The sequence below is a fragment of the Helicobacter vulpis genome (assembly GCF_003660395.1).
Classification (GTDB): domain Bacteria; phylum Campylobacterota; class Campylobacteria; order Campylobacterales; family Helicobacteraceae; genus Helicobacter; species Helicobacter vulpis.
This window is the reverse complement of the sequence record NZ_QXQT01000013.1, coordinates 1-26,872: the sequence shown is the minus strand read 5'-3', so window position 1 is coordinate 26,872 and position 26,872 is coordinate 1. Positions and strand designations below refer to the sequence as shown.

The 26,872-nt window shown below is 48.6% G+C and carries 29 protein-coding genes and 1 pseudogene; 12 read left to right on the top strand and 18 right to left on the bottom strand.

The annotated features are described in order from the left end of the window. Nucleotides 1-44: 44 nt before the first annotated feature. Nucleotides 45-1,208: a YcjF family protein gene (locus EAO38_RS05555; RefSeq protein ID WP_121021895.1), complete on the bottom strand. Its 1,164-nt coding sequence runs from the start codon at nt 1,206-1,208 to the stop codon at nt 45-47. A gap of 89 nt (nt 1,209-1,297) precedes the next feature. Here EAO38_RS05555 and icd point away from each other — a divergent pair, with 89 nt between their 5' ends. From icd to EAO38_RS05530, 5 genes are all read left to right on the top strand, one after another. Beyond that, nucleotides 1,298-2,575, top strand: coding sequence for an isocitrate dehydrogenase (NADP(+)) (icd, locus tag EAO38_RS05550; protein ID WP_121021893.1), 1,278 nt, complete (start codon nt 1,298-1,300; stop codon nt 2,573-2,575). Between the two features lie 34 nt (nt 2,576-2,609). Next, nucleotides 2,610-3,302, top strand: coding sequence for a hypothetical protein (locus EAO38_RS05545; RefSeq protein WP_121021891.1), 693 nt, complete (start codon nt 2,610-2,612; stop codon nt 3,300-3,302). Between the two features lie 4 nt (nt 3,303-3,306). Beyond that, nucleotides 3,307-4,197: a hypothetical protein gene (locus tag EAO38_RS05540; protein ID WP_162982695.1), complete on the top strand. Its 891-nt coding sequence runs from the start codon at nt 3,307-3,309 to the stop codon at nt 4,195-4,197. 118 nt (nt 4,198-4,315) lie between these two features. Further along, nucleotides 4,316-4,495 (top strand): hypothetical protein, encoded by a 180-nt coding sequence (locus EAO38_RS09000; protein WP_205588356.1) that lies wholly within the window; start codon nt 4,316-4,318, stop codon nt 4,493-4,495. A 221-nt stretch (nt 4,496-4,716) separates the two neighbouring features. Then, a complete protein-coding gene (locus EAO38_RS05530) occupies nt 4,717-6,525 on the top strand; it encodes an outer membrane beta-barrel protein (RefSeq protein ID WP_121021887.1) in 1,809 nt (602 codons plus the stop codon). Here the strand turns inward: EAO38_RS05530 and EAO38_RS05525 are convergent. The 11 genes from EAO38_RS05525 to ppk1 form a co-directional block, all read right to left on the bottom strand. Next, nucleotides 6,476-6,976, bottom strand: a complete 501-nt coding sequence (locus EAO38_RS05525; RefSeq protein ID WP_162982694.1) for a thiamine-phosphate pyrophosphorylase — start codon at nt 6,974-6,976, stop codon at nt 6,476-6,478. The genes EAO38_RS05530 and EAO38_RS05525 overlap by 50 nt on opposite strands. Next, entirely contained in the window at nt 6,921-7,628 is a 708-nt protein-coding gene (locus EAO38_RS05520) for a Bax inhibitor-1/YccA family protein (protein WP_407927423.1), read from the bottom strand. The genes EAO38_RS05525 and EAO38_RS05520 overlap by 56 nt, the downstream gene beginning before the upstream one ends. 112 nt (nt 7,629-7,740) lie before the next feature. Then, nucleotides 7,741-8,490 (bottom strand): RIP metalloprotease RseP, encoded by a 750-nt coding sequence (gene rseP, locus EAO38_RS05515; RefSeq protein ID WP_268877821.1) that lies wholly within the window; start codon nt 8,488-8,490, stop codon nt 7,741-7,743. Continuing rightward, nucleotides 8,474-8,758, bottom strand: a complete 285-nt coding sequence (locus EAO38_RS09360) for a site-2 protease family protein (protein ID WP_268877820.1) — start codon at nt 8,756-8,758, stop codon at nt 8,474-8,476. The genes rseP and EAO38_RS09360 overlap by 17 nt, the downstream gene beginning before the upstream one ends. Continuing rightward, nucleotides 8,758-9,318 (bottom strand): CDP-diacylglycerol--glycerol-3-phosphate 3-phosphatidyltransferase, encoded by a 561-nt coding sequence (pgsA, locus tag EAO38_RS05510; protein WP_104751816.1) that lies wholly within the window; start codon nt 9,316-9,318, stop codon nt 8,758-8,760. Before pgsA ends, EAO38_RS09360 begins: the two co-directional genes overlap by 1 nt. A 24-nt stretch (nt 9,319-9,342) precedes the next feature. Further along, nucleotides 9,343-9,999 (bottom strand): phosphatidylglycerophosphate synthase, encoded by a 657-nt coding sequence (locus tag EAO38_RS05505; protein WP_121021885.1) that lies wholly within the window; start codon nt 9,997-9,999, stop codon nt 9,343-9,345. Nucleotides 10,000-10,013: 14 nt separating this feature from the next. Next, nucleotides 10,014-10,784, bottom strand: a complete 771-nt coding sequence (locus tag EAO38_RS05500; RefSeq protein WP_121021946.1) for an enoyl-ACP reductase — start codon at nt 10,782-10,784, stop codon at nt 10,014-10,016. 23 nt (nt 10,785-10,807) lie between these two features. Then, the gene (dapA, locus tag EAO38_RS05495; protein WP_121021883.1) at nt 10,808-11,686 is read right to left on the bottom strand and encodes a 4-hydroxy-tetrahydrodipicolinate synthase; all 879 of its coding nucleotides are present in this window, start codon (nt 11,684-11,686) and stop codon (nt 10,808-10,810) included. Between the two features lie 10 nt (nt 11,687-11,696). Continuing rightward, nucleotides 11,697-12,989, bottom strand: coding sequence for a M16 family metallopeptidase (locus tag EAO38_RS05490; RefSeq protein ID WP_205588355.1), 1,293 nt, complete (start codon nt 12,987-12,989; stop codon nt 11,697-11,699). A gap of 65 nt (nt 12,990-13,054) precedes the next feature. Continuing rightward, nucleotides 13,055-14,092, bottom strand: coding sequence for a dihydroorotate dehydrogenase (quinone) (gene pyrD / locus EAO38_RS05485; protein WP_121021879.1), 1,038 nt, complete (start codon nt 14,090-14,092; stop codon nt 13,055-13,057). After that, a complete protein-coding gene (gene ppk1 / locus EAO38_RS05480; protein WP_121021877.1) occupies nt 14,085-16,106 on the bottom strand; it encodes a polyphosphate kinase 1 in 2,022 nt (673 codons plus the stop codon). The genes pyrD and ppk1 overlap by 8 nt, the downstream gene beginning before the upstream one ends. Before the next feature lie 115 nt (nt 16,107-16,221). Between ppk1 and EAO38_RS05475 the strand changes: the two genes are divergently transcribed. Together EAO38_RS05475 and EAO38_RS05470 are read left to right on the top strand one after the other, a co-directional pair. After that, nucleotides 16,222-16,935, top strand: coding sequence for an outer membrane beta-barrel protein (locus EAO38_RS05475; protein WP_162982693.1), 714 nt, complete (start codon nt 16,222-16,224; stop codon nt 16,933-16,935). 62 nt (nt 16,936-16,997) lie between these two features. Then, on the top strand, nt 16,998-18,059 hold the full coding sequence (locus EAO38_RS05470; RefSeq protein ID WP_121021872.1) for a glycosyltransferase: 1,062 nt from the start codon (nt 16,998-17,000) through the stop codon (nt 18,057-18,059). Nucleotides 18,060-18,072: 13 nt separating this feature from the next. On the opposite strand, the gene rplT is transcribed toward EAO38_RS05470, so the two are convergent. The 5 genes and pseudogenes from rplT to EAO38_RS09355 all read right to left on the bottom strand — a co-directional run bounded on the left by rplT (nt 18,073) and on the right by EAO38_RS09355 (nt 21,201). Continuing rightward, nucleotides 18,073-18,423 carry a 50S ribosomal protein L20 gene (gene rplT / locus EAO38_RS05465; RefSeq protein ID WP_121021870.1) on the bottom strand — a complete coding sequence of 117 codons (351 nt, stop codon included), beginning with the start codon at nt 18,421-18,423 and terminating at the stop codon, nt 18,073-18,075. Between the two features lie 75 nt (nt 18,424-18,498). Beyond that, nucleotides 18,499-18,693 (bottom strand): 50S ribosomal protein L35, encoded by a 195-nt coding sequence (gene rpmI, locus EAO38_RS05460; protein ID WP_104686401.1) that lies wholly within the window; start codon nt 18,691-18,693, stop codon nt 18,499-18,501. A gap of 24 nt (nt 18,694-18,717) precedes the next feature. Then, nucleotides 18,718-19,212: pseudogene (gene infC, locus EAO38_RS05455) on the bottom strand (translation initiation factor IF-3); the annotation flags it as partial. Between the two features lie 11 nt (nt 19,213-19,223). Beyond that, nucleotides 19,224-21,065: a threonine--tRNA ligase gene (gene thrS, locus EAO38_RS05450; protein ID WP_162982692.1), complete on the bottom strand. Its 1,842-nt coding sequence runs from the start codon at nt 21,063-21,065 to the stop codon at nt 19,224-19,226. Nucleotides 21,066-21,075: 10 nt separating this feature from the next. Further along, nucleotides 21,076-21,201: a hypothetical protein gene (locus EAO38_RS09355; protein ID WP_267892694.1), complete on the bottom strand. Its 126-nt coding sequence runs from the start codon at nt 21,199-21,201 to the stop codon at nt 21,076-21,078. Nucleotides 21,202-21,318: 117 nt separating this feature from the next. Here EAO38_RS09355 and recA point away from each other — a divergent pair, with 117 nt between their 5' ends. Genes recA through EAO38_RS05425 form a run of 5 tightly spaced genes read left to right on the top strand, consistent with a single transcriptional unit; the run spans nt 21,319 to nt 25,726 of the window. After that, nucleotides 21,319-22,353: a recombinase RecA gene (recA, locus tag EAO38_RS05445; RefSeq protein WP_121021866.1), complete on the top strand. Its 1,035-nt coding sequence runs from the start codon at nt 21,319-21,321 to the stop codon at nt 22,351-22,353. A 2-nt stretch (nt 22,354-22,355) separates the two neighbouring features. Then, entirely contained in the window at nt 22,356-22,607 is a 252-nt protein-coding gene (locus tag EAO38_RS05440) for a hypothetical protein (RefSeq protein WP_121021864.1), read from the top strand. Next, complete coding sequence (locus EAO38_RS05435) at nt 22,607-23,209, top strand: AMIN domain-containing protein (RefSeq protein WP_121021862.1); 603 nt, start codon at nt 22,607-22,609, stop codon at nt 23,207-23,209. The genes EAO38_RS05440 and EAO38_RS05435 overlap by 1 nt, the downstream gene beginning before the upstream one ends. Nucleotides 23,210-23,225: 16 nt before the next feature. Beyond that, nucleotides 23,226-24,848 (top strand): CTP synthase, encoded by a 1,623-nt coding sequence (locus EAO38_RS05430; RefSeq protein WP_121021860.1) that lies wholly within the window; start codon nt 23,226-23,228, stop codon nt 24,846-24,848. Next, nucleotides 24,848-25,726 carry a pseudouridine synthase family protein gene (locus EAO38_RS05425; RefSeq protein WP_121021858.1) on the top strand — a complete coding sequence of 293 codons (879 nt, stop codon included), beginning with the start codon at nt 24,848-24,850 and terminating at the stop codon, nt 25,724-25,726. Before EAO38_RS05430 ends, EAO38_RS05425 begins: the two co-directional genes overlap by 1 nt. Here the strand turns inward: EAO38_RS05425 and EAO38_RS05420 are convergent. Continuing rightward, nucleotides 25,713-26,872, bottom strand: a 1,160-nt coding sequence (locus EAO38_RS05420) for a DNA translocase FtsK (protein WP_162982691.1), incomplete at its 5' end; no start/stop codon positions are given. The two genes, EAO38_RS05425 and EAO38_RS05420, sit on opposite strands and share 14 nt — an antisense overlap.

Sequence of the window (26,872 nt, the reverse complement as noted above, 5' to 3'; positions counted from 1 at the left end):
AGTGCGTCTTAGATTATACCCATCCAAAGGTTAAGCAAGGCTTCTTATTTAAGCTCCTTGGCGATCTCTAGGTATTTTTGAAACATCTTAGCGCATAATACTTTGATGGCCTGACCCAAGTCCTCAAAATGATCGTCTAGGTAAGCGATATAAGCCTTTCCTATCAATCCAGTTACCGACCCGGCTAAGGTCGCATTGATCGCCCCTCCTGCCAAACTGCCCACTCCCGGGATCAACTTTAGCAAACTTCCCGCGCACGCACGCGCCACTAAACCCGTGCCCAACACGCTAGCAAAAGTGGCGACTAAAGTTTGAGCGTTTTCTTCAGAAACCTCAAGGTCGTAAATCTTGCTAATATGAATGATCATCGCCATTTGGGTGGGCAATAACAACGCAAAATCTGAAAAGGGGATGGGAGTCGCTCCAATGGCCGCTGCGGCTGTGCTATAGCCTAAAATCGTGTTATGCGCCTCCTCTTTGCGTCTGTGGCGCAATGTCTCTTTAGCCCTTTCTTGCATCTCTAAATCGTATTGCTGTTTTCTCTCTAGGGCGAGTTTTTGCGCCTCATCTAACAGATCGCGCGATTTGTCAATGAGCTCTTTAATCCCCCTAACTTTTCTCACATCGCCTTCATCATCTTCGATCTCTAGGGCTCTGACGCGCGCAAAATGCGCCTCATCTACTTGAAATTTAGCGCGCACAATCTCAGAAAACTTCTCTCCCTTGTCGTCCTTATCCTGTTGGGCTTTGGTGATCACCACGATGGTTGGGATTTGATGCTCTTTGAGCATTGTATAAAGCTCTTCTTCGCCCTCTTGCACGCGCCGCCCGGGCTCTTGGATACACAGCCAAGCGATGTGGATCTGATTCTCTAGCATGGCCCCTCGTCTCTCCTGTAAGAAATCTTGAATCTGGGTTTTGGTGGCAAAAAAATCTCTCATTTCAAGCCCCCTCGTGTCATAGATCTGCAACCCCTTTTGGCTATAGCACTCAATTTTTTGTGTGATAGGCTCTCCTTGCCCGGTAGGGGCGACCTCTTCTCCAAAGACCGCATTGATGAGTGTACTCTTGCCCACCCCCGTTCCCCCGGCCACTAGGATATTGAGATCGTAGCTAGTTACCGGGGCCTTAGCCATGATCGCTTGGGCTTTTTTAAAACCTTTAGACATCAAATCCTCCAAGTCCAAAACGATTTCAGATTGCGCCATAATTCTCCTTCATCTTTGCCAATAGCCTAACTAAAAATTTTAAACCCCTTATGCTAAAATGGCCTATCTCAATTTAATAGGAGTCGCTTATGTCTTACAACCCTAAGTATTTGTCTTTGCCCACAGAGGGGCAAGCCATCACCTATGAAAATGGCAAATTGCATGTGCCAAGCCACCCCATTATTCCCTTTATTGAAGGCGATGGCATTGGGGTAGATATTACCCCGGTGATGCGCAAGGTGGTGGATGCGGCCGTGCAAAAGGCTTATAAGGGAGAGAAGAAGATCGCATGGTATGAGGTCTTTGTGGGTGAGAAGTGCTTTAACAAATTTAAAAGTCATTCTGAACTCAGCCTTGAAGAGCAATGGCTCTTGCCCGACACCATTGAGGCGATCAACCATTTTAAGGTCTCTATCAAAGGCCCTCTAACCACTCCTGTGGGCGAGGGCTTTCGATCGCTCAATGTCGCCCTGCGCCAAAAAATGGATCTCTATGTGTGCTTGCGCCCTGTGCGTTGGTATTCTAGCCCTAGCCCGGTTAAGGAGCCCGGCAAGGTGGACATGGTCATTTTTCGCGAAAATAGCGAAGACATTTATGCGGGCATTGAGTTTAATCAAGATAGTGCTGAGGCTAAAAAGCTCATCAAGTTTTTACAAGACGAGCTCAAAGTTACTAAAATCCGCTTCCCCAATACCAGCAGTGTGGGGATCAAACCCATCAGTTTAGAGGGCACAGAGAGGCTTGTACGCAAGGCGATCCAATACACCCTAGACAACGATCGCGCTAGCCTCACCTTTGTGCATAAGGGCAATATCATGAAATACACCGAAGGGGCGTTTATGAAGTGGGGTTATGCCCTAGCCCAAAGAGAATTTGGGGCTAAATTGCTCGATAAAGGCCCTTGGTGCACCCTTAAAAACCCCAAAACGGGCAAGGAGATCGTCATTAAAGACATGATCGCGGACGCTTTCTTGCAACAAATTTTACTGCGCCCGGCTGAATACGATGTGATCGCCACGATGAATCTCAATGGAGACTACATTTCAGACGCGCTTGCGGCGATGGTGGGCGGGATTGGGATCGCCCCCGGGGCTAATATGAATGATAGTGTCGCCATGTTTGAAGCCACGCATGGCACAGCCCCCAAATACGCCGGGCAAAATAAGGTCAATCCGGGCTCCATTATTTTAAGCGCGGAGATGATGTTGCGCCACATGGGCTGGGTAGAGGCAGCCGATCTGATTGTCAAAGGCATGCAAAAAGCCATTGAGAGCAAAAAAGTTACTTATGACTTTGCCCGCTTGATGGAGGGCGCGACCGAAGTTTCTAGTTCGGAGTTTGGAGAAGTGATCATCGCGCATTTGTAGAGATTAAGGTAAATAGGAGGGGTTGAGGTGGTAAATGGGACAAATCAAATTATTTTTAGGGCTTTTGTGCTTTCTAGCTAATTTGGCGTGGGGGGTGGGTTGTGATCCCAATCCACACTACCATTGGGACTATGTGCTTAACCAAGCAAGGGATTTTGCGGACAAAAATCATGGTCTTAATGGTGATGGCGATCAGAGTACATATGGTCCGCAATTCGTGCTTGAGAATCATAAAGCCGTGGTGGGGGGGATCACTTATTGCGGGGCTGTGGTGCGTGGTTATCGGCCCGGGAATATTATCTACAATAATGGCGATCGCGGTACTACGGCTGGACTTGAATTGAGTTTTATGTGTTTTGGATTTGCTAAAGGCACTAAATGGTACAAGGGCTCTTGTTTGATGTTAAATGCAGACGCTCCTTTCTCTGAAATTCGCATGGAGTTTAAAAAGAGTGCGTTTCTCTTGCACATCAGAGAGGACTCCTATGAGTGTGCGCGCAATGTATCCACTTACGAAGCCACTTTGAGTTTTAAGCCACATGGGGATCGCTACCTCTTAAAAGCCATCAATGGGCAACTGGACGACGAAGAAGAAGACTACCCTATGGACCCCATTTATCGCCAAAAAAGAGATGGCAAACAAATTTTTATGGATAAAATGGATCGCGATATCATAGATGATTTGCTAGATCGTTGCGTTAAGAAGGGGTATTGTCAAGATAGGTGATTGAATGGCAAAGTTTCTTGTATTTCTGTGCGTGTGGGTGGGTCTTTGTGATGGCTCAAATATGGCGCTGTTCCAGCGCGCGCTCTTGCAACAGACACAGGAGTTTATACATGTCTTGGATAGCAGGAGGCGCAAAGATTGCGGGTGTAGAAAGGGGTATGAGTTTGATCCAACCTGGTGCTGGTGTGATGCCTACCGCTTTGAAGCGGACTCTGTGGGGGATGTTCGTGAGTGGTGGCATAATTACAATACCCAAATATTTGAGATAAAAAAGCCGCGCATGCGTGTGTTTGTGATGTGGGGATTAGCCATTGCCACTGGTGCTAGCAATGGGATTAAAACCGTGTGCTTTGGCATGCTCAAAGACTTAGTATGGCACCAAGGTTCTTGTTTGCAACTTGAAGATGAGTTGCCCTATTCTTTTGTGTTCTCCAGCGCCCAAGTGTCTTTTAAAAACCAGAGTCTTATTTTTACCTTGCGCCAGCAAGATTGCAAGGCAAAAGACATGGAACAGGGGCTTTTCCCCAATGTAACCTATAAGCGTTTTGTATTCTCGATGCAAAAGGGGCGTTTCTTTTTAGAGCAATACCGCTACGATGAAATGTATGAGACGATAAATTCTGATGGGATTTCTGAATGCGTGGATGCCCGCTTTCTTAAGGACATGGCCAAAATCAAGCCTGTTGCAATCCGCAAAGCAGGTTCTAATCTCTATTACAGCCGCCAAAGAGATGGGGGCGCGATCTTGATGAAGCAAATCACGCCTACCTTGTTGGAGAAGTTCCAGACTCGCTGTTACAAATCCAAGCGTTGTAAGCCTTTAGACAAGGAGATATATAGGGCTTCTGACTTCTCGCCTAAACAGCCGTGGTGGCTTGATGCGTATACCAAGTAACACTAGGGGGCAGTACCGCGAGCCTAAGCGTTACAAAAAAAGATAAAAGGAAGAAAGATAAAAACGCGATCCTTGAGAAATACGCGTTCGAGTTTAAAGAAGCCCCGCAAGAGGGGGCATGTGGCAACTAGCTCGCGCAGTTGTCTCCGTGTTCATGGTGATGATGATGTTCTCCACCGTGATGATGATGGTGGTGGTGGTGTGTGCCACCGTGGTAGTGATGATGGTGGTGGTGGTGATGGTGTACCCCGTGTTCTGCATGCCCTTCGTGTTCATGGCAACATTCTTCATGTCCTGACATTGTGTCTCCTTTAACCAAAAATTTCCTGAAAAAATCAGGTAAGCGCACTCTATCTAAAAAAACTTAATATTTTAATAAATTTAGGAACAAAATACTAAAAAACCTCCTATTATAACGAGCTTTGTTTACATATGACGTTTATATTTGCCTAACCTGTGAGGATAATGTGTTAGAATCAATAGGTTTTGAGGGGCGATTACACTATAGAGAGGTGTCCCATGCCATTTAGATTCTTAAAAGGGGGCTTGGTCTCTGTTTGTGTGTCCTTGAGTTCTTTGTTAGGGTATGGGGGCGATATCCGCGATGGTTTTTTTGTGGAGGGCAGTGTGGGGGCGCAAAGTACGAGTGTTGCCACCTATGGTCCCAACGCCACGCCACCTCCCAAACCTATCAATACCGCTTCTTTACAAGCCAATCTCAACAATCATCTCAAAGAACTTGTCAGTACGCTCCAAAATCTCAATACTAGCGCAGCGCAAGTGGGGTCTACCAAGGATATTTTGCAACTCTCCCCTCTAGACATCTCAGGAGTCCAGCAAGCCCAAATCAAAAGCCTAGAAGCGCAGATTCAAACAGAAATCGGGCAACTCAAAAGCATTCTGAATGCCAATCCTAGTGCTCCCAGTGCCGCGCACGATCAGACGATTTTACAAGACTATCAAAATATCTTGCATGCATTGCAGGGTTATGGGGCTTCCATTATTAGCGAAGTCAGTAATTACGACACTAAACTCACCCAAGCCCAAAAGGCCTTTGAGGACCTAAAGAATGCCATCGAGTCTAAAAACAGCGCGGATCAAAAAGCCTATGACAACGCTTACAGCGCTTACCAACAAAAAAAGCAGGAGTTCACAGCCCTTAGAGACAAGCTCACGCAGACCATGAGCATGTGCATTGGAGGGGCATCATGCAATGGGGTTGCCTCCAGTCCCATAAAGGGAGTGGAAGAAATCACCCAATTGTCTGATAGCATTTTGCAAGACATTTTAGGGATTGCCAAAAACCCCAATACCAATTCCATCATCTCTCTCGACCAGTATTATAGTGCCTATAGAGCAGGTATTACGGGTACGTGCTCACCCACTACAGCTAACATGACTACTTGTTTTAGTAGCGTGGACCCTAATATCCTCAATTTTTCTATAGAACAGCTAGTTAAAAACTACGCATGGTTCTTTGAAGAGGCTCGAGAAATTGACAAAATTTTGAGTACCCCGGGTGTGTTCCCTGGCACTGTATCTGCAGCGGCCAACCAATTGGCAGGCACCTATGACAACTTCTCAAGTATTATGGGCATGACCCAAACCAATTACGAACAAAGTATCCCCACGGCCAACCAATATTTCCACGCCCCCTCTGCCCCTGTGATCACGCCCTTACCCACTCCTCCAAGCTTAGGTTTCCCCTACAACAACTTAGCCCCGCAGATCACCACAGCGGGCAATGATATTAGCGCTTTGGGGAGTATCCGCACATCTGGGAGCGTTGTACCCAGTGCTGTACCTTTAAGCCGTGCCATCAATAGCATGGGGGCGTTTAAAAATATCGATTGGAACGCCAATGTGGGCGCGGGGTTTCAGTACTTCCTTGGCCGTCATCTTGGCTTTGATGTACAAGTGAGCGTGGGATACGGCTATGTCAATAGCGCGCTATTTAAACAATCCCCCGTGTTCCAATCTTTACACAGCTTTAGATGGGCAGTGGGGGGCGATGTAATTTGGGATCTACTCGTACCGCGGGCGCAAAATGGGTTATTTTGGGGAGTCTTTGTAGGCGTGTATGGTGCTGGAGATCATTATTTTCTAAATGTCAAGAACGCGCCCCTAGACACTGCGCACACTTTCAGTGCGTTGCTGAACATGGGAGTGCGATTCCAGTTTAAGCGCAATATCATCAAGCTAGGCGTTCAAGACCCTCTATCCAAGCAAAGCGTGGACATGCGCGCAGACACCACGCATTTTATGATTGACAACGCCTTTAGCAATGTAGATGTTTATATTGCGTTTGCGCGCTTGTTTGGCCTATAAAGACACTCTCTTTTTCCAAGCTATAGAGCGCGTAACGTAGAGCCTTAAAGCTAAGGGCGGCTTGTTTGATCCCTAGCATCTTGAAGCCTTCCTCCAACACGCGCGCACTCTCTTGGGCGCGTTTGAAATTGGCTTGCAGCATGTCCAAGAGGCTTAAGGGAGCGGTAGGCAGAGTGTCGCTTGTCTGCAACACATCGTGCGCGCTGTCCCTATGGGCATACAGGGCGATCACATCGGGCATGTGCTTAGTGAAAATATCCGTAGCGTCATGACGGATTGTCTTGAGTTGTAGGGCCAGAGTGGGATGGTTGTAAAGGTAACGGGCGATGTCCTCCACCACCCGCACCCCCTCCTTAAAGCGGTTGAGATTAGCGTCTAAAAGCCGCTCAACGCCCTTAGTCGTTGCGGCCTCCCATGATCCCCATAATTTGGAGCAAGGAGACAAAGACATTGAAAAAGTCCAAATAAAGCGCGACAGCGGCTTCAATGGGAGTTGCATAGAGACCGCGTATGATATTTTGGGTGTCATAAGCAATGAACAGGCTAAAGAGAATCACACTCACACCCGCGATTGCTACTTGCATCATGGGCGATCCCAAATAGAGATTGATCAAAGAAGCCACCAGCACTACGATTAGCGCAATGAAAAGCATCTTACCCATGTTAGCTAGATCGCTCTTGGTTTTGATGGCGTACACACTCATCACCCCAAAGACAATTGTAGTCATACCTAGTGCCTGCCAAATCGCGCTCGCCCCTGCCCTAGCGATCACAAACCCCAGCAAGGGCACCAAAGTGATACCAGAGAGGAAAGTAAACGCAAAGAGCATGACCAAATTCAGCGTGGGCATGCTTCTAGTGAACATCAGGCCAAAGAGGGCGGCAAATTCAGCGATGATAAACGCCCACCGGTATTGATTCACCACTTGGAAGTTCATCAAGCCTACTAACGCGCCAATGGTGGCTAAGAGCAAGCTGGCCGCAAAAAACTTATAAGTGGTTTTGACAAAATTGACAAGTGCCGTATCACTGAGCTGGGCAGAAGCTTCCATGCCGGGGTTAAACTGCGTGTTAGAGGTGTTGCGATCATATAGCGATGCCATAAATACTCCTTTAGTGTAAAAATGCGGGAATTATAGCACCATAGTTTAACGTTAGGCTTAAAGAAAACTTCAAGAGTATTTCAGACGCGCCAAATGTAGGGATTTGATACAGCTAGCCCACCAAGCGGCGCGCGTCATTAAAGAGCCCTAGAGCCATCAAGGCGATGAGTAAAGCCAGCCCTAAGAGATTGAGTTTTTCTAAATGAGCGCTTTTGAGCTTGCGCCTTGTCAAGCTCTCATAGAGTACAATAACCATCTGCCCCCCGTCTAAAACCGGGATGGGCAGGAGGTTTAACACCCCCAAATTGATAGAAATAAAGGCGACACTCAGCAGCAAGGCTAGGTTTTGTTGGTGCGCCATAAAGTCCACAATCCCCACCACCGAGCTAATTTCAGACACGCTCACCACACCGACAAAGAGCTTTTCAATCCCCTTAAAAATCAGTGTGCACATGTCTGTAAGCTGGCTAAAGGCGCGCTGAGTAGATTCTAAAAATCCGTAGCGCACCCATACTTGTTCCTTAGATGGGGCAATGCCAATTAGTTTAGTTTGCACCCTCTCTTTAAAGGCGTTTTGCGTGGTTTTAAGCGCGGGGGTGAGGGTGATATTGAGGAGATGATCGCGCTTAATTTGCAGGGTAATAGCCCCCTGTGTGCGCTGAATGGCGTTGAAAAGTTCTTGCCAATCTCTAATGGCTGTGCCATCTACAGCGACAATGCGATCCCCTATTTTAACCCCGCTTTGACTAGCAGGCATATCAGGGGTGAGCGCGCCCACCACAGGGGCCAAACTGGCATGCCCGACTAAACCCACCCCCAAATAAATCATAAAGGCGAGCAGGAGATTAAAGAGGGGCCCCATGCTCAAGATCAGCAACTTTTAAAAGGGGTTGGTTGGGGTAGCTGCTTGGGTGCTCTATGGGGTCTTCTTGGAGTTTGACATAGCCTCCTAGGGGGATAATAGAGAGGGCGTATTGGGTGTTGCCCACGCGTTTAGCCCAAAGTTTGCGCCCAAAGCCGATACTAAAGACTTCTACCCCCACCCCGCACGCACGCGCGCACAAGAAATGCCCCAATTCGTGAAAGAAGATCAAAAACCCCAAAGCCACAATAGAAGCCAGCCATCCCATTAAATCTCCAAAGCGCGCACGAGGCGGTAGTATTTGATCACATAATCCATGCCTGAATACAAAGTGGCAAAGAGGGCGAGGGCGACTAAATAATGCCCCACGACAACACTGCCTAAGTGCAGGTCCGCCAAAAGAGAGCTAATGGCAATGATTTGCAAAAAGGTTTTATACTTGCCCAAACGACTCACCGCAATACTCTTGCCCATGTTAGAGACTGAGATTCTCAGCCCCGCGATGAAAAACTCCCGCCCTAAGATCACAAAGGGGATCCACGGGTTGATGCGATCCAAATAGAGCAAGCCCAAGAAAGCGGCCAAGATGAGAATTTTATCCGCTAAAGGGTCAAAGATTTCGCCAAATAGGGTTTTCAAGTGGTAGTTTCTAGCGATATAGCCGTCTAAAAAATCCGTGAGCGCTGCGCCCAAAAAGATCAAGGATTCTAGATAATTGGTGTGCAATTTAGAGATTTTGAAGAGACTATCTCCATGCAAAATAAAAAAGAGCAAAAAGATCGCTAGAAAAATGCGCAGGATAGTGAGGATATTGGGGATATGGCGCATGCATTTTGTCAGCACAAGCGCCCCTTAGGGGTAGCTAATTTGTTTAAGTTGCACAAAACCCGCCGCAATCATGCCCCACCCCACTAACATTACCACTGCCCATAGCCAACCCATCACAAAGATAACATACATAGGCACAGACACATTAGCAAATGCTAGCCCCACAAAGAGAATAAACGCAAAGCAAAGTCCAATGGTCAACATCCCGCGTTTAAATAGGGGATTTTGGGTTACCCGCGTGAGTTCCACGCACAAACGATAACTATAATACGCATAAAGGGCAAGGGTTAAAATCTTGAAATAGACATAAAGATCAAGGGTTAAAATCTTGAGTTGCAACATATCCGCAGGGTTTTTGAATACCAATAGTCCGCATAAGGATAAAAGCGCGTGCGCAATGTGGGGGAGAACGACGCATCTAAAAAGCAAGAGATTGCGCCCCACTTTTGCTAGTTTATAATAGCCCACCGCTTGGGTTAGAACCATCAGCAACCACAAGCACAAATAAAACCCCATCCAAGGCGACTTCAAAGACGCGCTGAGGTTCTTAGGCGCGTGCGCGAACCAAGAGGGCGCGCTAATAGGAGTGATTAAAGCCAGCACAAGCCACAACGCCATCGCACAAAGGATATACTTCCTAGCGCTTTGTAATTGTGGGCTATTCTCTATAAAAATGGTCATACAAGGATCAACCCCTATTTAAAGGTCGTGCCCCCATCTACGACAATGGTCTGCCCGGTTAGCCACGCGCTTTGGGCTGGGTCGCACAGAAAATACACCGCACCGGCCAAATCTGCCGGGTTGCCCATGCGCTTTAGGGGGGATTGTTCTTCTACTTTTTGCTTCACCTGCGCATAATCCGGGAAGGCTTTGAGCGCGTCCGTGTCAATAGGCCCCCCACTCACCGCATTCACACGAATCCCAAATTCGCCCAAATCCATCGCGGCGTATTTGACCATGGTTTCTACTGCGTTTTTAGAATTGCCATGCCCGGCGTAGTTGGGCATATACACCAAATTGCCCGTAGAACTCAAAGAAACGATCGCCCCCCCTCCGACCATCTTCATGCGTTTAGCCGCCTCTTGGGCCCCCACTACAAAGGCTAACACCGTGGCGGTGTAGATATTATTCAAACCCTTAGGCTTGAGGCGCATAAAGGGGGCAAACCCTCCCACCACAGAACGCCCATAAATGATCGCGTTGGACACAAAACAATCGATGCGATCAAAATCCGCATCAATTTGCTTGAACAGCTCTACATATTGTTCGGGTTCTAAAATATCCAAGCGATAAGCGTGCGCCCTGACCTTGTAGCGATCTTGCATTTCTTGAACAATCCTATGGGCTTCTTCTTCGTTCTTATGGTAAGTGAACGCCACATTGACCCCATTTTGGGCAAATCTATAGGCAATCGCCTTACCAATCCCGCGTGTTGCCCCGCTCACCACTAGGGTTTTGCCCTGCATACTCTGTGGGGTGTGTGCTGCATTCATGCCAATACCTCGTATTTCTCTAAGATGGTTTCTAAATAGCGCAGATTCTCCAAACTAGGGGACACTAGGGGAAGGCGATAGACCAAGTGAGGGAGCAAGCCTGTTATGTGCATGGCTGCTTTAATAGGAATGGGGTTAGTCTCACAAAAGAGAGCCGTATTGATGTCGTAAAGCTCTGTTTGAATCGCACGCGAAGTGGTTAAATCCCCCTTGAGGGCGGCTTGTACCAACGCAGAAATCTTATTGGGCAGCAAATTCCCGGTAACAGAAATCACCCCCACCCCCCCACAAGCCATGATGGCATGGTTGAGTTTGTCCTCCCCGCTATAGATCAAAATCCCCTCAGCAAAGCGATCCAGATCGGGCAATCTTTGCATCATCCCTGAGGCTTCTTTAATGCCCACGACATTTTTAACCTCTTTAAAAAGCCTAGTTGCGGTTTGCGTGGCGATTTGTACCCCTGTACGGCTGGGCACATCGTAGAGAATTAGAGGGATCTCTACAGAATTGGCGATGCTTTTATAGTGCTCAAAAAGCCCCTGCTGGGTGGGGCGGTTGTAGTAGGGGCTCACGCATAAAATCCCATCTGCGCCTACCCTTTGGGCAAAGGTAGCCAGCATGATCGACTCGCTAGTGGCGTTGCTCCCCACCCCTGCTAAGACCTTGATCCCCTTGGGTTTGCACACTCCAATGGCGATCTCAATACAGCGCATGTGCTCTTGGTGGGTCAGAGTTGCCGATTCGCCCGTTGTGCCCACCGGCACACACGCGTCCATGCCATGCCGGATTTGGCGCTCAAGCAGAGTGGCATAAGTGGCCTCATCAACGGTGCGATCCGCCTTAAAGGGGGTGATCAACGCGCTCAATGCATGCATGGCATCTCTTTTAAGGTTTTAACACAACGCTGCTATAAACTTCATCGCGAAAGTATTCGTTGGCCACACGCACGATGTCCTTGACCTGTAGGGCATCAAACTCCGCCTGGTATTCTGCAATGTCCTTAATATCCCCCTGTGTGAGGTATTCGGCAAAAATCTCTGCCACATCTGAAGAATCCTCCAAACTGGCGATGAAATCTGCGCGGTGGTTTACCTTGACTTTGTCTAATTGCTGTTGGGTGATCCCGCCATGCTTGATCTGATCTAAAATATTCAAAATCTCCTGCTTGAGCTTGATGGCTTCTACATTTTGGTTTGCCCCCGCGATGAACAAGAACACGCTAGCGTCCTTGAGCTCCATATTTTGCGCAAACACCTGAGAGGCTAGGCGTTTTTGATCCACCAAATCTTTTTTGAGCAAACTGCTATCCCCTTGCGTGAGCAATTTGGCTAGCGCGTTGAGCGCGACTTGATCCTTATGCAAGAAAGGGGGTACTTTGTAGCCGATGGCCAACCATTCTAGGGACAAATCCTGCTTGTGAATCACGGTTTGGCGCAACCCATTTTGCAAGGGTTCTTGCATGTACACGCCTGGAATGGGCTGGGTTGTGGTGTTTTTGATCGCCCCAAAGTGCTTTTTAGCCTGTTCAAAGACCTGTTTGGGGTCTAAATCCCCCACCACAAGCACGATCGCATTCTTGGGTTGGTAGTACAAAGAGTGGAAATCTCTAATGTCCTTGAGTTTCCAGTTTTTGATGTCCTCCATAAAACCAATGGGAGTCCAGTGGTAGGGGTGGTAAACAAAGGCGGTGTTAAAAAAGCGGAAGTAGAGATAGCCTAGAGGCGAATTGTCCGTGCGCCACAAACGCTCTTCAGCCACCACTTGGCGCTCAGACATGAATTCACTTTCTTTAAGCTGCAAAGAGCCCATCATTTCAGCAAAAAGCTCTAAAGATTTATCTAAATGCGTGTTGCTCGCCTTGATGTAGTAGCGGGTGTAATCAAAGCTAGTGGAGGCGTTGCTCACCCCCCCAAAGCTCTTCACAATCGCGTCAAACTCGCCCTCTTTGAGATGTTTAGTACTCTTAAAATTCATGTGTTCGAGCATGTGGGCGATCCCACTCTTGCCCATCATTTCATTGCGCGAGCCCACTTTGTAGAGTACATCTACCTCAATCACCCCGCTTTTATTGTCCAAGGGCACGGCGACCACCTGCAGACCATTGTCTAAAATTGTGCTGTAATACTTAGGCAAGGGTACACAGGACGCACACCCTTTCTTTTCTGCTCCACTTAGCATGGCAACTCCTAGTGAACTTAAGATCAGAATTTGTAAAGCCCGTGTTAAAAATGTCAATCCCATCATCACCCAATCCCAACGGCATCTTGAATAGATTTCAGCGCGTCTTTTTGCAATAATTTTACTATATCTTGATTGATTTGTCTACAGATCAAAGGGCCTTGATAGACAAAACTTGTGAAAATCTGCACAAAATGCGCCCCCATCTTAATGCGTTCATAGGCTTCTTGCGCGCTATCAATCCCCCCCACGGACACCAAGACCGCTTTCCCAAAAAACGCTTGCGCAATTTGCTTAAACACTTCCCTACTCTTAGTTTTTAAAACCTGCCCGCTAATCCCCCCAAAGGGCTTTGCCCCGGGCAAGAGCGCGTAATCTAGAGTGGTGTTGGTGGCGATAATGCCATGCGCGCCGTGCTCAAGCGCGCTCGCGCACACTTTTAAGAGCGCATCGCTGGGCAGATCGGGGGCGAGCTTTAAAAAAAGGGGTTTGTGCGTGAGATCGCGCGCCATAGAAAAGAGCTCCCCCACAAAGGCGTTATTTTGCAAATCTCTAAGATTGGGCGTGTTGGGCGAAGAGAGATTAAAGACATAGTAATTCCCCACGCCCAAGCTGGCTTGCAAGGCTTGTTGGTAATCTTGAAGGGCGTGTTCTAGGGGAGTTTCTTTATTCTTGCCCACATTGACCCCCACCATGCATGCAAGCGGACGCACGCGCTCTAAGCGTGCCACCAAGCGTGCCACGCCTTTATTGTTGAAACCCATCGCATTTTGCAAACTCTCTTGCTTGGGGAATCGAAACAAGCGCGGCTTGGGGTTGCCATATTGGGGTTTGGGGGTGGTTGTACCCACCTCCACCCCCCCAAAGCCCAACTGGTTTAACCCGGCTAACATGGTGGCGTCTTTATCAAACCCGGCCGCTAGACAGATAGGATTTGGCATGGACATGCCTAAAATGGTGTTTTCTAGCATGGGGTGTTGGTAGGGGCGTACCAAGTAGGGACACCAGCCCAAGAGTTTTAAAGCTTGTGCGGCTAGGGCATGCGCGCTCTCAGGTTCTAGAGAGAATAACAGCTTTTTAGCTAGAGGATAAAATCTAGCCATGCGCTCTTTCTACTTCTTGCTCAAAAAAGGCCTGCGCGTCAAAACACCCCCCTTCACAGGGCACTTTGCTATAGCTCCCATCGGGTTCTAGCGCGTAGGACTGCGCATTGTCCTTAAGCTGGGTGTGTAGAATATGGAGCAGTTTGCGCCCAATGCTCTTAGAAGGGGCGGGAATGAGCAATTCTACCCGCTTGTCTAAATTGCGCATCATCATGTCCGCGCTAGAAAAATAGAGTTTGGCGCGATCGTGAGCGAAGTAGTAAATGCGCGCGTGTTCTAAATATTTCCCCACAATGGAGAAGACGCGGATATTCTCACTCACCCCCTGCACTTGGGGGCGTAAACAACAAATCCCGCGGATAATCAGATCGATTTTAACCCCCGCGCGCGAAGCGTCATAGAGGTCTTGGATAATATCTGGGTCCACTAAAGCGTTGGCTTTTAAAATGATACGCCCCCTTTCTTTAAAGCGCATTTCATTTTGAATCAAATCGTGCATTTGATCGCGAATCTGCTTGGGTGCCATAAAGAGGGTTTTAAGGCGGGTTTTGCCCGCCACCCCTGTACTGAGCGAATGGAAGAGTTTTAACACATCGTAAGCGACTTGCCTATTAGAAGTGAGCAAACTAATGTCGGTGTAGACTTTAGCCGATTGGATATTGTAATTGCCCGTACTCAAGTGCACATACTCTCTAATTTGATCGTCCACCTTGCGCACCACAAGGGCGAGTTTGGCATGCACCTTGAGCTTAGGCACGCCATAGATGACATGCGCGCCCGCATCCTCTAACTCTCTAGCCCAGTGCAAATTATTCTCTTCATCAAAGCGCGCCTTGAGTTCTACTAGCACGCTCACCTGTTTATGGGGGGCGGCTTCAGTCAGGGCTTTGACAAGGGGCGATTCTTTGCCCGCACGATACAAAGTCATGCGGATGGAGAGTACCTGTTCGTTTTTGGCCGCGTCTTGGATAAATTGCACGATGGGATCAAAGCTTTCATAGGGGTGGAAGAGAAAAATATCCTGCTTGTCTAACAGATCGAACATATCGGCATGGTGTTCTAAATCGCTCAAAGGGGGGAGCACTTTGGGGTGAAAAATCGGGGCTTTGAGCGCGCCATAGCCCTTCGCGTTCACCAACTCCCACAAAGAACCCAAATTTAAGAGAATATGGCTTTTATAGACATCTACCCCGGGCATTTTATGCTTGATGAAGTCCAAGAGGTCTTCATGCGCCCCGCTCACCTCCAAACGCACCACATCGCCCCGGTTGCGCGTCCTCAAACCCTCACTGATGAGCTCGGCCAAATCATGCCCCTCATCTTCGATGATCTCCATGTCCGCATCGCAAGTAACCCTAAAAACCATGCTGGTGAGTACATCGTGTCTTTCAAAGAGCAGGGGGGCAAATTCGCGCACCACCTCCTCCACAGGCACAAACACCCCCTTTTCTACCTCTATGAAGCGCTTGACCATGGCCGGGATTTTGATAATGCCATAGGTCTTATGCGTGTGCTTGTGGCGTTTTAAACTCAGCACCAGCCCAAAACTCAAATTGCTCAAAAAGGGGAAGGGGCGTGCGGGGTCTAGTACAATGGGCAAGACTAGGGGGTAGAGAGTGTTCTCAAAATACTCTTGCAATCTCTCCTGATGTGTCGAGCAAAGCTCTTGTACCCCATCAATCAAGGACAAGCCCACACCGCCTAGTTTTTCTTTGAGGTGTAAAAACTGCTCTTGGACAATGCGTTGTTCGGCGCGCAGATAGTGGCGGATGCGTTTGAGCTGCTTGTCATGGCTCATCTGATCCCCTCCTACCTTGAATTCTTCCTCCTCACCTAAATGTTTGAGCCCGGCCACGCGAATCATGTAAAACTCGTCTAAATTCGTGCCATAAATGGCTAAGAACTTCAAGCGTTCTAAAAGGGGTAACTTAGTGTCGCAAACCTGGTCTAAGACACGCGTGTTGAATTGCAACCATGAAAGCTCCCGATTAAAATACAAATGCGACAAATCCATGCCAAAAACTTTTTACATTCTAGAGTCCACTTCATCCTATAGTGTTAGAGTTAACCAACAAGTAACACCCATGCCCAGCCCAGTACTGCAATGCATTCTCATTTTAAGGTTTGCTATGGTAGCAACAAGCAACAAGCAACAACTTCTAGGGCTTAGTGTTGCCGCCCTTTTAACCCTCTCCTCTTTAAGCGCCAAAGGCACACAATCCTCTCTTAGCGAACAAAATGCTTTCTATGTCGGGGCAGGTTTTCAGTACTCCAATTACAGCTGGAAATGGAAATGGAAATGGAAATGGAGCGGTACTTATTATGGCAATGAGAGTCAGTCTGCAAGTTATCAAGCCTATGGGGTAGATGTGCGCGGGGGTTACAAGCAATTCTTTGGGGAGCGCAAAAAATGGGGGGCGCGTTACTATGGGGTGTTTAGCTACAACTATGCAGTGCCCACTAATCTTGCTTGGGGTGTGGGCGCGGACGCGCTCTACAACTTCTACGCTTTTCAAAACAAATATCTCTTAGGGGCGTTTTTGGGCTTGCAACTGATGGGCAGCAGTTGGCTTGGACTAGGTTCTAAGGCGGCTTGGAAAGGCACAGGGGTGCAGACCAGAAGCACGACCTTTCAACTCCCCATCAATCTAGGCTTTAGAATGAGTTGGACACAACACCAAAGCGCAGAGTTGGGGGTGTTGATCCCCATTGTACCCAGCCCTAGCTACAATTGGAGATATTCCTACACATGGTATGATGGCACGACCACCAGTTATAGCGTATCTTATCGGCGCAATGTGTCCATCTATTTAACTATGTGTGGAGTTTTTGATAGCGGCTAGATAAGTTGTATCAAGTTGCCTTAAAGGGTTTTGGTGTAGCATAGAGAATTTAAGGGATTTTCTTGAACACACCCCATGTTCCCATCGCGATGGTTTTGATCACAAGTATCTCTGCCCGGGGGGGGTGGCGATTTACTCCTTACTCAAATGCCTGCAACGCACCAGAGAGCGCATCGCCCCCCCCCCTCCCCACTTACACAATCCACATCTTCCATGCCGGGCTCACTGCAGACGATCTTAAAAAATTTGCCCACATCTTAGAACCCTGCGCCCATTTTGTCAATCTAGATTTTATCAATATTGAAACATATCTAGAAAAAATCCATAATCCCTTCTCTCCGGCCTTTTTGGCGCGCTTTTCTCAGATGGTACTTGTTAAGTACTTTTTAGCAGACTTATTTCCTCAATACGATAGGATTATTTGGACCGATGTAGATGTGCTATTTTTAGACGACCCCACTTTGGATTTTCTCAGCTTGGACACCGCGCAAAACTCCTACTTGCACGCTGTTTTTACCCATGGACACGAACATGCCTTTGAAGGGTTTTGGGTGTGCAATCTAGCCTACATGCGCGCGCGCAGTTTTTCACAAAAAGTACAAGATTATATCCATGCGCATCCACAAATCCAGCTTGAGATGGATCTAATTTCCTTTGTGTGGCCCAATGAGATCTCCCAATTGCCCCTTAAATATTGCGTCTTCCCGGCTCACTATGAGAATAGCGCGCTAGAATATGTCCACCCCAACGATGTAGCATCGCTCCAAGAAAGTCTAGATCGCCCTATTATCTTGCATTATTGCGGTTTCCATGCTGTGCCTAAGCCTTGGGATTGTCCCTTGAGCCCAAAATCTGGTTTATGGCTAGAAACTTTGTTGCAAACTCCTTTTGCCACAGATTTTTTTCAAGATTGGGATAAAAAGCAGAGTGAGTTTGTCGCACAAACGATCCACCAAGCCTACTTCTCCAATGAATACAGCACCCTAACCCTCATCTTTGCCACCCCCTCTAAATTCTTCAAGAACTATTTTAAGGTCGTGAAAAAACGCCTGCTCTCTGAGGGGTGGGGGGCGTTGGCTGTGCGCGTGAAAGTGAAATTGCTCAAAATCTTTAGCGCGCGCTAGGCGCGCCTTTGGCTTAAAGGTGGGGTTTAACTTGTTCTAACAACGCGCTAAAGGCGCTCGCGTCTGTCATCGCCATATCCGCTAAGACCTTGCGATCCAACTCAATATGCGCGCTTTTGAGCGCGTGCATGAACTTAGAATAGCTGGTGTTGTGCAGACGGCATGCCGCGTTGATGCGCATAATCCAAAGACTTCTAAAGTCGCGCTTTTTCTGCTTGCGATCCCTAAAGGCATAACACAAACTGCGTTCTAGCTGTTCTTTAGCCTTTCTAAAATGCTTATGCCGACCGCTGTAAAACCCGCGCGCTAATTTTAAGACTTTTTTGTGGCGGCGGCGGCGCACCACTCCGGTTTTAACTCTCATAATTTTCCTTTACCTTGTAGGTGTGATTTAGATCAAACTTTCCCTGTTTGTGCCTATGCACGCAAGGGGGATTTACTACGCCTTACACAACATGCTCGCTACGGCATGCAAATTGGTGGGGTGCACATAATGGGGGCTATTGAGATTGGCTTTTCTTTGGGGGCTTTTTTTGGTCAAAATATGGCTTTTAAAAGCGCTCCCACGCTTGATCAGGCTTTTTTTCACCTTAAAGCGTTTAGCCGCCCCGCGATTGGTTTTCATCTTGGGCATGGATTCTCCTTTCTGTTAAATTTACTTCTTTTGAGGTACAAAGAGCCACATCACAAAACGCCCCTCTGTCTTGGGTTCTTTTTGCGCGTCCGCAATATCGCTCATCATCGCATGCACGCGTTGCAAGACCTCTAAACCCGCTTTAGGATCGTGGCTTTCACGCCCGCGCAAGACCACTTTAAACTTGACATGCTTGCCCTCTTCTATAAACTCTCTGGCGTGCTTGACCTTGTAATTGATGTCGTTTTGGGCGATCTGGGTGGAGAGCTTGATCTCTTTGATCTCAATTTGCTTTTGCTTCTTTTTGGCTTCTTTGAGCTTTTTTTCAGCTTGGTAGCAATACTTGCCATAATCCATCACCTTGCACACGGGGGGTTTTGCGCTCGCGCTAATGAGCACCAAATCCAAGCCCTGATTGCGCGCAATCTTTAGCGCTTCAGCCGCGCTGATAATGCCAAATTGCTCGCCTCCATCGCCCACGCAACGCACTTCTCTAAAGGAGATCGCGTCATTCAACAAGACATCCTTACTCAAAAACTAACCTCTTGCATTTTCTCTTGGCACATCTTAATAAACTCCTTGCTATTCATAGTGTATTGTTGCCCCAAAGCGCGATCGCGAATGGCTAGGCTATTCTCTTGGGCTTCCTTAGCCCCCACCACTACGATCAAGGGCACTTTCTGTTTCTCTAGGGTGCGGATACGCTTGGCTAAACTCTCGTTCTTATGGGCTAATTCTACAAAAATGCCCGCTTGGCGCAACTGGGCACAAACGCTTTGGGCATAATTGTGCTGATCAACAGAAATGGGCACGAGCGCGGCCTGCACGGGGGCGATGAAAAAGGGGAAATTCCCCCCGTAATGCTCGGTGAGTACGGCAATAAAACGCTCAAACGATCCCAAAATAGCCCGGTGAATCATCACGGGCATTTGCGGGCTATCCTGTTCGCTCGCATAACTCAGATTGAAACGGGCGGGCAAATTCATATCCACCTGCACGGTGCCACATTGCCATTTACGCCTGATCGCGTCCGTGATCTTGATGTCAATCTTGGGTCCATAAAACGCCCCCCCGCCCTCATCAATGCTAAAGGGCACGCCCTGCTCTTTTAGGGCTTCTTGGAGCGCGCTGGTGGCTTGCTCCCACACCTCATCGCCGCCGATGTACTTAGCCGGTTTTGTAGAGAGCTCCATTTCATACTCAAAGCCAAAAGCCCCCATCACCCTCTTAGTGAAGGCTAAAATGGCTTGTACCTCCGCTTTGATCTGATCAAAGCGACAGAAGATATGCGCGTCATCTTGGGTGAACTCACGCACGCGCAACAAGCCATGTAAAACCCCGCTTTGCTCATGCCTGTGCACCACCCCGTATTCATAAAAACGCAAGGGTAAATCGCGATAAGAACGCAGGGCGTGTTGGTAGACCTTGATATGCCCCACACAATTCATGGGCTTAATGCCGTACTCCACCTCATCAATGGTGGTAAAGTACATGTTCTCTTTGTAATTGTCATAATGCCCGCTGATTTTCCACAAACTGCTCTTAAGGATCTCCGGTCCACGCACAGGCTCATACCCGCTGCGCAACAACGCCGCGCTCAATAAATCCTCAATGCGCTTGCGCAAACGCATGCCATTGGGCAACCAAATGGGCAAACCCGCCCCCACTTCTTCATCAAATCTAAAGAGTCCAAGCTCTTGACCTAGCTTGCGGTGATCGCGCTTTTTGGCTTCCTCTAGTTGGGTTAAATACTCTTTCAAACTCTGCTTAGTGGCAAAGGCGATCCCATAAATGCGTTGCAACATCTCTTGACTGGCATCCCCTCCCAAGTACGCCCCGGCAAGTTTGGTGAGTTTGAAGTGTTGTAGAAACTTTGTATTGGGCAAATGGGGACCCCGACACAGATCCTCAAATTCTCCTTGTGCGTAGATACTCAGTCTATCCTCCGGGATATTAGCCATCACAGCTTGTTTAAGAGAGTCGTCTTTAAAGCGTTGCTGGGCTTCTTGGCGATGACAATAACTCTTGGTGATGGGGTAAGCACGCTGGGCGATCTCTAACATGGTCGCTTCAATGCGGGCTAAATCTTCCTCAGAAATTTTAACGCTCGTTTTAAAATCGTAGTAAAAGCCCTCTTCTACCACGGGACCTACAAAAAATTGCGCGTCCGGGTAGAGTTGCGCGATGGCTTGCGCCATCAAATGGGCACAAGAATGGCGCAAAATCTCTAGAGCCTCCGGATTATCCCCAAATAAAATCGCCTGCGTGCCTGCTACCGGTTGCCCCTCTTGTAAAAGCCCCAATTCCTGCGCGCTTTGCATATCATAAATAACCCCCCCCTTTTTGACACCAATCACCTCTCCCAACGCCATCCTTTAATGTTTAACAACCGCTTGAGCCAAAACCGCATTGCACTTGAGAATCCACCTTTTCGGCATCGGGGTCTTTCATCGGTTGCAAACACCCCACCAAGAACAACGCGCACAGCAAGGCTAACACTCTATCCATTTCTCTTCCAAAAACACAAAAAACTGCCCTAATTCTAGCAGTTTTGAGTTAAACCTTTGTTTAAAACCCCCCTAAGTTGACTTTAGCCATTCTTTTGTTAAGATCGCGCTTTAAAGGATTTGCATGGACGAACAAAAACAAAAAGCCCTAGATTTAGCCATCAAGCAGATTGATAAGGTCTTTGGGAAGGGGGCGTTGATGCGCTGGGGAGATAAGGAAATTGAACCCATTGAAGCCATTTCAACAGGCTCGCTAGGGTTGGACATCGCGCTAGGCATTGGGGGCGTGCCCAGAGGGCGCATTGTAGAGGTCTATGGGCCTGAGTCGAGTGGAAAAACCACCTTGACCTTGCACATCATCGCCCAAGCGCAAAGGGAGGGGGGGACATGCGCCTTCATTGACGCTGAACATGCCTTAGATGTGCAGTATGCCAAAAAATTGGGTGTGGATGTGGATAATTTGCTCATCTCCCAGCCAGATACCGGTGAAGAAGCCCTAGAGATTTTAGAGACTCTAGCGCGCAGCGGGGCGGTGGATGTGATCGCTGTGGATTCTGTGGCCGCGCTCACCCCGCGCGCTGAGATTGAGGGGGATATGGGGGATCAGCATGTAGGCTTGCAGGCGCGCTTGATGAGCCAAGCCCTGCGCAAGATCACGGGCGTGTTGCACAAGATGAACACAACTTTAGTGTTTATCAACCAAATCCGCATGAAGATTGGCATGATGGGCTATGGAAGCCCAGAGACCACCACGGGGGGCAATGCTTTAAAGTTCTATGCTAGCGTGCGCTTGGATATTCGGCGCATCGCCACTCTCAAACAAAACGATCAATCCATTGGCAATCGTGTTAAGGTAAAAGTGGTGAAGAACAAGGTAGCCCCCCCCTTTAAAGAAGCCGAATTTGATGTGATCTATGGGGAGGGGATTAGCCATGCGGGCGAATTGATTGATTATGGGGTGAAATTGGACATTGTGGATAAAAGCGGGGCGTGGTTTAGCTATCAGGATAGAAAACTAGGGCAGGGCAAGGAGGCTTCTAGGTTGAATCTCAAAGACAATCCGGATTTGGCTTTAGAGATTGAAGCAAAGATCAAAGAAAAACTTTGTTTTGGCGATAAGACCCATGTGCTAGACATGCCCGCTGAGGTGTAAGGATGTTATTAACCCTGCGCCAACTCGCCTATTTGTATCGCTATGTTTTGTTCTTATTTGCCGGGCTTGTGTTACTGGGGCTTTACATCGGTGGGTTGCTCTTTGGAGAGAGCTCCTTTGAAGTGCTAGGCGCGCTCAAGGACAAACAGGCCAATTTACAGGCTAGCGTACAGAATTTGCAATATGAAAACGCCAAACTTCAAAAACAACTCTTTGAGCTCAAAGAGTTAGAACCCCGTATAGGCGCGCGTTGATGCGGCTTTGCAAAACCCTAATTCTATTTGTGTTGCTGGGCATGCTCATGGCGCGCGAAGACCCCTTTGAGCCGGCCAGCAAGAGTACGCATAACAATGCGGACATGCTTGAAGACGCGGTGGTAGACTATTTCAGAACGCTTAAAATCACTTTGCCCACCACCGCTAGAGTGCTCACTAAGATCACCCTCACTTACCAAGATTTAGACGCGTCCGTGCACACCAAAGAAATAGACATAGGCCAGCGCATCGATTGGCACTACCCCTTGCAACTCTCCCAAATAAAAGCGTTGTTGCAACCAGAAACAAGCACCTATGAAATCGCTAATTTTGAATTTTGGATTCGAGAGAACAAGCTCTATTTGCGCACTACTTCTAAAATCCAACGCTCGTTTATTTTGCTCGATCCCTATCGTATTGTGATTGACATTGATAGAAAAGAGCCTACTTTGCGCGAAACCCTCACAATCAATAAAAAACATGTCAATCAAGTTGTCTTGAACACCCACAATAAATTCTATCGTTTCGCCATTGCTTTAGATGGGCGCTACGATTACAAGGTTGCCCAAAAAGACAATTACATCGTGGTTACTCTGTATTAACCCACAAAGGACAAGCATGGCGACCAAATTTATCTTCATCACCGGGGGGGTGCTCAGCTCTTTGGGCAAGGGAGTGGCTTCTAGCTCCCTAGCCCACCTGCTCAAACTCTGCCATTTTGAAGTGGATATTCTCAAAATCGATCCCTATATCAACATTGACCCGGGCACCCTAAGCCCCTTTGAGCATGGCGAAGTCTTTGTAACCGCCGATGGGAGCGAAACGGATTTAGACATCGGGCATTACGAGCGCTTCTTAAATAAGGATTTTTCTAAAGAGAACAATTTCACCACCGGGCAAATCTATTTGAGTGTGATTGAAAAGGAGAGAGAGGGCAAGTATTTAGGCAAAACCATTCAGGTGATCCCCCATATTGTAGAGGAGATCAAGGAGCGCATTCTCAAGCTCGGAGAGGGCAAGGACTTTTTAATCGTAGAAGTGGGGGGCACGGTGGGAGATATTGAGGGGATGGTGTATTTAGAGGCGATTAGAGAACTTAAAAACACTTTGGGGCGCAAACAAGTTGCCAATGTGCATGTGAGCCTAGTGCCCTTCATCCCCACCAGCCAAGAACTCAAAAGCAAACCCACCCAACACTCCATCATTGAACTGCGCCGCTTGGGTGTGAGCGCGCATATCATTTTAGCGCGCTGTAGCCAGCCATTGAGCTTGGAGCTCAAAAAGAAAATCGCTAGCAGTTGCGATGTGCCCGTAGAAAATGTGATCGAAGCTAGAGATGTGCCCAGCATTTACGCCTGCCCTTCAGAATACCTCAAAGAGGGCTTACTAGAGGCGATCTTTAGACATTTTGATCTAGAGGCGCGCCCGGACACCCAAAAATTACAAGTTTGGGAAAATTTGGTGGGGCATATTCTCCACCCCAAGCAACACCTTAAAATCGGCTTTGTGGGCAAGTATGTACACTTGGTAGAATCCTATAAAAGCTATTTGGAGAGTCTGGTCTGTGTGGGCGCGCATTTGCAACTCAAAGTAGAGGTGGTCTTCATCAATAGCGAAGAGCTAGAATTACAAGAGGGGCAAACAGACGCGTCCTTGCGCGCGCGCATTGCAGACAAACTCCAAGACTTGCAGGGTATCTTAGTGCCCGGGGGCTTTGGGACGCGTGGGATTGAGGGGATGATCAACGCCATCACGCACGCACGCACGCACCATATCCCCTTTTTAGGGGTGTGTTTAGGGGCGCAATTGATGGTGGTAGAATTTGCAAGGCAGGTCTTGGGCTTGCAGGGGGCGCACTCTAGTGAATTTGTCCCAGAGTGCGCGCACCCGGTGGTGCACTTGCTTGCAAGCCAGGAGAATATCACCCACAAGGGTTCTAGCATGCGCTTGGGCACACACCCCATCGCGCTTAAGGAGGGGTCTTTGATCGCTAAAGCCTATGGTACCCTAGAGGTCTTTGAGCGCCACCGCCACCGCTACACCATTAACAAGGCGTATTTGAAATCCTATGCCCAACATGGCTTAGAAGTGGTGGCGCACAGCCCCCAAGATCAACTCATAGAGGGGCTCGCCCTGCAGGGGTACAAATTTTTCATGGGCGTGCAATACCATCCTGAATTCACCTCCCGCCTCATCGCCCCTAATCCCTTGTTTAAGGCGTTTGTGCAAGCCTGTTTATAATGCCCTTTGTGCGTGAAATCTTTGAAGTCCCTGCGCCGATGAAGGCGTGGGCTTTTGTGAGCCATGTCTTGGCATGCTCGCGCGCGCAAGCCCAAAGCGTGTTGGATCGCGGGCGTTTGCGCTATCTCAATGGGGTTTGTGTGCGCAAATCTGAACGCATTGTAGGGCAGGTCGCCCTGCTCCACTTTAAAGCGCTCCACCCACCCACTCTCACCCCCCTTTTTAGCACTCCCTTTTTTGAGATCTATGACAAGCCCAAAAATCTCTACTCCCACCCTAAGAACCACCAAAGTACTAGCCTCTATGAGAGCGTGCACGCGCGCAACCCTGAGGCTAGATTGATCCACCGCCTAGATTATGAAACCAGCGGGTTGGTGATGGTGAGCACACAAAAGCGCTATGAAAACGCCCTCAGAACACTCTTTAGCACGCGCCAAATAAAAAAAACCTACCATGCGTGGGTGCAGGGCGATGTAAGCGTCTATGCACAGGGGGATTTTAGTGTGATCTTGCCCATTTTAGAACCCAAGAGTATTCGAGGCGATCTAGGGATTCGCTGCCAAATCGCCCAAGAGGGCAAGCCCAGCGCAACCACCATAGAGATGTTAGGCTTTTGCCCCCACACTCAGCGCACCCGGCTTAAAATCACCCCACATACCGGGCGCACGCACCAAATCCGCCTGCATTTGAGCGCGCTAGGCTTCCCCATTGTGGGCGAACCTCTTTACACCCATGACGGGCATGCTAGGGCGTATTTGGACGCTAAGAGGGCAGATTTTCAGGGGAGCTTTCAATCCCTGCAAACCCAGCTCGCCCTAGAGGCGACAGGCTTAGAATTTGAGCTCTTTGGGCTGGGCTATGGGATCACTCAAAATTAGGATCGTAGCGCACGGCTTGTTGGGCGCGCAAAAAGTCCATCACCGCCTCGATCTCGGCCTCGCTAGCATAGGGAGCGTGCAGGCGTTGGAGCATGTTATTTTGCCCAAAGAGCATATCCCCCCTGCCCAAGAGATTTTGCGCCCCATCGTTATCTAAGATGATGCGCGAATCAATTTTAGAGCCCACCTTGAAGCTGATTCTAGAGGGCAAATTCGTCTTGATAAGGCCTGTCAACACTTCTACGCTGGGGCGTTGCGTGGCGATGATGAGGTGAATCCCACATGCCCGCCCCATTTGGGCGAGGCGGATAATGGGGGCTTCTACCTCCTTGCCCCCTGCCATCATCAAATCGGCCAATTCGTCAATCACCACCACTAAAAAGGGCAGTTTGTCCACGCTTTTGGCGTTATAACTCTCTAAATTCTTGACGCGCAAATTGCCCATGCAGGTGTAACGGCGCTCCATTTCTTGTACCGCGCTTTTGAGCGCGCTGATGGCTTGGTTGGGATCTGTGAGAATGGGTGTGATGAGGTGGGGGATGTCTGCATAGGCGCTAAACTCCACGCGCTTAGGGTCGATGAGCAATAGGCGCGCTTGGGCGGGGGTGTTTTTATAGAGCAAGGAGAGCAACATGGCATGCAAACCCACACTCTTGCCACTCCCCGTGCTCCCTGCAATGAGCAAATGGGGCAAAGTGGCTAGGTCCACCACAAAGACCTCCCCGCGCACATCCTTGCCCAAGCCTAGAGCTAAAGGATAGGGGGCTTGGGTAAAATTAGGGCTTTGTAGTACTTCTTTAAGAGCGATGATCGCGCTTTGATCGCGCGCGATCTCAATGCCCATCACATCTTTACCTAAAATGGGGGCATGGATGCGCACGGACTTCGCGCATAAAGCCATCGCCAAATCATCGCTCAAGCCCATGATTTTGCTCACCTTAATATGGGGCGCAAGGCGCAATTCAAAGGTGTACACCATGGGCCCCACACAGGTGTGCACAATCTGGCCTTCAATCTTGAACATGCGCAATTTGGCCAAGAGGTTTTGGCCCTGCTGATCGATTTGATCGAGGGTGTTTGTGGGAGGTGGGGGGTTTTGGAGCAAATCTATACTGGGTAAAACGCTGGGGGTTTGGGGAGGTGGAG

Coding starts and splice junctions, on each gene's coding strand:
- EAO38_RS05555 (WP_121021895.1), bottom strand. CDS start 1,208: ATGGCGCAATCTGAAATCGTTTTGGACTTGGAGGATTTGATGTCTAAA.
- icd (WP_121021893.1), top strand. CDS start 1,298: ATGTCTTACAACCCTAAGTATTTGTCTTTGCCCACAGAGGGGCAAGCC.
- EAO38_RS05545 (WP_121021891.1), top strand. CDS start 2,610: ATGGGACAAATCAAATTATTTTTAGGGCTTTTGTGCTTTCTAGCTAAT.
- EAO38_RS05540 (WP_162982695.1), top strand. CDS start 3,307: ATGGCAAAGTTTCTTGTATTTCTGTGCGTGTGGGTGGGTCTTTGTGAT.
- EAO38_RS09000 (WP_205588356.1), top strand. CDS start 4,316: ATGTGGCAACTAGCTCGCGCAGTTGTCTCCGTGTTCATGGTGATGATG.
- EAO38_RS05530 (WP_121021887.1), top strand. CDS start 4,717: ATGCCATTTAGATTCTTAAAAGGGGGCTTGGTCTCTGTTTGTGTGTCC.
- EAO38_RS05525 (WP_162982694.1), bottom strand. CDS start 6,976: ATGTCTTTGTCTCCTTGCTCCAAATTATGGGGATCATGGGAGGCCGCA.
- EAO38_RS05520 (WP_407927423.1), bottom strand. CDS start 7,628: ATGGCATCGCTATATGATCGCAACACCTCTAACACGCAGTTTAACCCC.
- rseP (WP_268877821.1), bottom strand. CDS start 8,490: ATGGGGCCCCTCTTTAATCTCCTGCTCGCCTTTATGATTTATTTGGGG.
- EAO38_RS09360 (WP_268877820.1), bottom strand. CDS start 8,758: ATGGGATGGCTGGCTTCTATTGTGGCTTTGGGGTTTTTGATCTTCTTT.
- pgsA (WP_104751816.1), bottom strand. CDS start 9,318: ATGCGCCATATCCCCAATATCCTCACTATCCTGCGCATTTTTCTAGCG.
- EAO38_RS05505 (WP_121021885.1), bottom strand. CDS start 9,999: ATGACCATTTTTATAGAGAATAGCCCACAATTACAAAGCGCTAGGAAG.
- EAO38_RS05500 (WP_121021946.1), bottom strand. CDS start 10,784: ATGCAGGGCAAAACCCTAGTGGTGAGCGGGGCAACACGCGGGATTGGT.
- dapA (WP_121021883.1), bottom strand. CDS start 11,686: ATGCATGCATTGAGCGCGTTGATCACCCCCTTTAAGGCGGATCGCACC.
- EAO38_RS05490 (WP_205588355.1), bottom strand. CDS start 12,989: ATGCTAAGTGGAGCAGAAAAGAAAGGGTGTGCGTCCTGTGTACCCTTG.
- pyrD (WP_121021879.1), bottom strand. CDS start 14,092: ATGGCTAGATTTTATCCTCTAGCTAAAAAGCTGTTATTCTCTCTAGAA.
- ppk1 (WP_121021877.1), bottom strand. CDS start 16,106: ATGGATTTGTCGCATTTGTATTTTAATCGGGAGCTTTCATGGTTGCAA.
- EAO38_RS05475 (WP_162982693.1), top strand. CDS start 16,222: ATGGTAGCAACAAGCAACAAGCAACAACTTCTAGGGCTTAGTGTTGCC.
- rplT (WP_121021870.1), bottom strand. CDS start 18,423: ATGAGAGTTAAAACCGGAGTGGTGCGCCGCCGCCGCCACAAAAAAGTC.
- rpmI (WP_104686401.1), bottom strand. CDS start 18,693: ATGCCCAAGATGAAAACCAATCGCGGGGCGGCTAAACGCTTTAAGGTG.
- thrS (WP_162982692.1), bottom strand. CDS start 21,065: ATGGCGTTGGGAGAGGTGATTGGTGTCAAAAAGGGGGGGGTTATTTAT.
- EAO38_RS09355 (WP_267892694.1), bottom strand. CDS start 21,201: ATGGATAGAGTGTTAGCCTTGCTGTGCGCGTTGTTCTTGGTGGGGTGT.
- EAO38_RS05440 (WP_121021864.1), top strand. CDS start 22,356: ATGTTATTAACCCTGCGCCAACTCGCCTATTTGTATCGCTATGTTTTG.
- EAO38_RS05435 (WP_121021862.1), top strand. CDS start 22,607: ATGCGGCTTTGCAAAACCCTAATTCTATTTGTGTTGCTGGGCATGCTC.
- EAO38_RS05430 (WP_121021860.1), top strand. CDS start 23,226: ATGGCGACCAAATTTATCTTCATCACCGGGGGGGTGCTCAGCTCTTTG.
- EAO38_RS05425 (WP_121021858.1), top strand. CDS start 24,848: ATGCCCTTTGTGCGTGAAATCTTTGAAGTCCCTGCGCCGATGAAGGCG.